The sequence below is a fragment of the Elizabethkingia argenteiflava genome, from assembly GCF_009904105.1.
In the GTDB taxonomy this organism is placed as follows: Bacteria; Bacteroidota; Bacteroidia; order Flavobacteriales; family Weeksellaceae; genus Elizabethkingia; species Elizabethkingia argenteiflava.
In genome coordinates this window covers 1-376 of sequence record NZ_JAAABJ010000030.1, presented here as the reverse complement: position 1 = coordinate 376, position 376 = coordinate 1, and the positions used below count along the sequence as shown (strand labels likewise).

1 pseudogene is annotated in these 376 nt (G+C 31.6%); it reads left to right on the top strand.

The features are described from left to right. Positions 1-121: 121 nt before the first annotated feature. Positions 122-262 (top strand): annotated as a pseudogene (locus tag GNY06_RS00130) (IS256 family transposase); the annotation flags it as partial. Positions 263-376: the final 114 nt, after the last annotated feature.

The following is a 376-nucleotide window of genomic DNA, read 5'->3' as shown; positions in this document are numbered from 1 at the left end:
TCTCCTGTGAAATACAGAGAAAAGGAAAAACAGAAACTTGCTGTTATAAATTAACAGAAAATAAATTGGGTACAATATGAAAAATTGTCTAATTTTAAATCGTACTAAAAAAGGGAAGCCTACACCTACGGATGATGCGGTTTTGAAATCTGTTTATTTGGCATTAAACGAAGCCGCTAAGAAATCGACAATGCCCATCCAAAATTGGAGATTAATTTTAAACCAATTTATCCTTATTTTTGATAAAAGGCTCAGATTATAAAAATCCAAGCCTGAGGTTGTATCTCGAACTGTGTCATACACATTATCTTTAAATATAATATCTTATGGCACAAGAAGAATTTGACTTTGAGTCTTTTAAGAATGAGGCTATTGC